Source organism: Ruminococcus sp. RTP21484sp1_RTP21281st1_A8_RTP21281_210402, from assembly GCF_040914025.1.
GTDB lineage: Bacteria > Bacillota > Clostridia > Lachnospirales > Lachnospiraceae > Blautia_A > Blautia_A faecis.
This window is the reverse complement of the sequence record NZ_JBCPGE010000095.1, coordinates 1-1,910: the sequence shown is the minus strand read 5'-3', so window position 1 is coordinate 1,910 and position 1,910 is coordinate 1. Positions and strand designations below refer to the sequence as shown.

Annotated in this window: 2 tRNA genes and 3 rRNA genes; all 5 read right to left on the bottom strand. The window is 50.9% G+C overall.

The annotated features are described in order from the left end of the window. Window positions 1–773 (bottom strand): 23S ribosomal RNA (locus AB5170_RS22375); the annotation flags it as partial. 283 nt (window positions 774–1,056) lie between these two features. After that, a tRNA-Ile gene (locus AB5170_RS22370) sits at window positions 1,057–1,130 on the bottom strand. An 18-nt stretch (window positions 1,131–1,148) separates the two neighbouring features. Further along, window positions 1,149–1,221, bottom strand: a tRNA-Ala gene (locus AB5170_RS22365). 3 nt (window positions 1,222–1,224) lie between these two features. Next, window positions 1,225–1,342: ribosomal RNA gene (rrf, locus tag AB5170_RS22360) — 5S ribosomal RNA — on the bottom strand. Window positions 1,343–1,410: 68 nt separating this feature from the next. Further along, window positions 1,411–1,910 (bottom strand): 16S ribosomal RNA (locus tag AB5170_RS22355); the annotation flags it as partial.

The window sequence follows — 1,910 nt, the reverse complement described above, 5'->3', positions numbered from 1 at the left end:
GGGTCCGGACCTCCACTGCCTCTTACGGCAGCTTCATCCTGGACATGGGTAGATCACCCGGTTTCGGGTCTACTCCTACTGACTTAAGGCCCTGTTAAGACTTGGTTTCCCTACGGCTCCGTCCCTTAAGGACTTAACCTTGCCAGTAAGCGTAACTCGCCGGACCGTTCTACAAAAAGTACGCGGTTGCACGCATAAGGTGCTCCCACAGCTTGTAGACACAGGGTTTCAGGTTCTCTTTCACTCCCCTCCCGGGGTCCTTTTCACCTTTCCTTCACAGTACTATGCGCTATCGGTCACTAAGTAGTATTTAGCCTTAGGGGGTGGTCCCCCTGACTTCCCACAAGGTTTCTCGTGTCTCGTGGTACTCTGGATCCTGCTCAGTCTCATCTGCTTTCACATACGGGGCTTTCACCCTCTTCGGCCGGCTTTCCCAAAACCGTTCTGTTAGCTTCCAAGAATCTTACATGCAGTCCGTAACCCCGGAATGCACGCATTCCGGTTTAGGCTCTTCCGCGTTCGCTCGCCGCTACTTGCAGAATCGAGTTTTCTTTCTTTTCCTCCGGGTACTTAGATGTTTCAGTTCCCCGGGTTCCCTTCCATACGTTATGGATTGGCGTATGGATGACAGAGGTGTGCTCTGCCGGGTTTCCCCATTCAGAGATCTCCGGATCAAAGGATATTTGCTCCTCCCCGAAGCTTATCGCAGCTTATCACGTCTTTCTTCGGCTCTTAGTGCCAAGGCATCCGCCCTGTGCCCTTATTGCTTGACCTTTCGCTCATCACCCTAGCGTAGGTGATGCGGTCTTTTGATTCTCATTGTTGATCTTTGTCTGCTCTCACAGACTAAATCGATGTCTTCCTATCTTACGTTTTAACGTTTTATATCAAGGATGTATGATTTTCATCATACTACATGTATGCAGTTTTCAAGGTACAATCAAAGGCTTAATCACTTAACCTCACGGCTAATAAAGATTTAAGCCTATGGGCTTAAGTGGACCTTTGCCCATAACTCACAGTTATATTCAATTGGCTCAGGTTCATTTAAACCTATGGGCTTAAGTGGACTCGAACCACCGACCTCACGCTTATCAGGCGTGCGCTCTAACCAGCTGAGCTATAAGCCCATTTGCCATCTCTGGCAGTGGAGATGAAGAGATTCGAACTCTCGACCCCCTGCTTGCAAGGCAGGTGCTCTCCCAACTGAGCTACATCCCCATAATCTGGCGCCCACCTGCTCTCCCACATCGTCTCCAATGCAGTACCATCGGCCGCTTAGGTCTTAACCGTCGTGTTCGGGATGGGAACGGGTGTTTCCCCTAAGCGCATCGACACCGGAAATATTTAATTGTCTTTCCTTGATAACTCAACAGTAAAACACATTTTTCTTCTCTACTTCTTCCTTAGAAAGGAGGTGATCCAGCCGCACCTTCCGATACGGCTACCTTGTTACGACTTCACCCCAGTCATCGGTCCCGCCTTCGGCAGCTCCTCCCTTGCGGTTAGGTCACTGACTTCGGGCGTTACTGACTCCCATGGTGTGACGGGCGGTGTGTACAAGACCCGGGAACGTATTCACCGCGGCATTCTGATCCGCGATTACTAGCGATTCCAGCTTCGTGCAGTCGAGTTGCAGACTGCAGTCCGAACTGGGACGTTATTTTTGAGATTTGCCCACCCTCACAGGTTCGCTTCCCTTTGTTTACGCCATTGTAGCACGTGTGTAGCCCAAATCATAAGGGGCATGATGATTTGACGTCATCCCCGCCTTCCTCCAGGTTATCCCTGGCAGTCTCCTCAGAGTGCCCACCATTACGTGCTGGCTACTAAGGATAGGGGTTGCGCTCGTTGCGGGACTTAACCCAACATCTCACGACACGAGCTGACGACAACCATGCACCACCTGT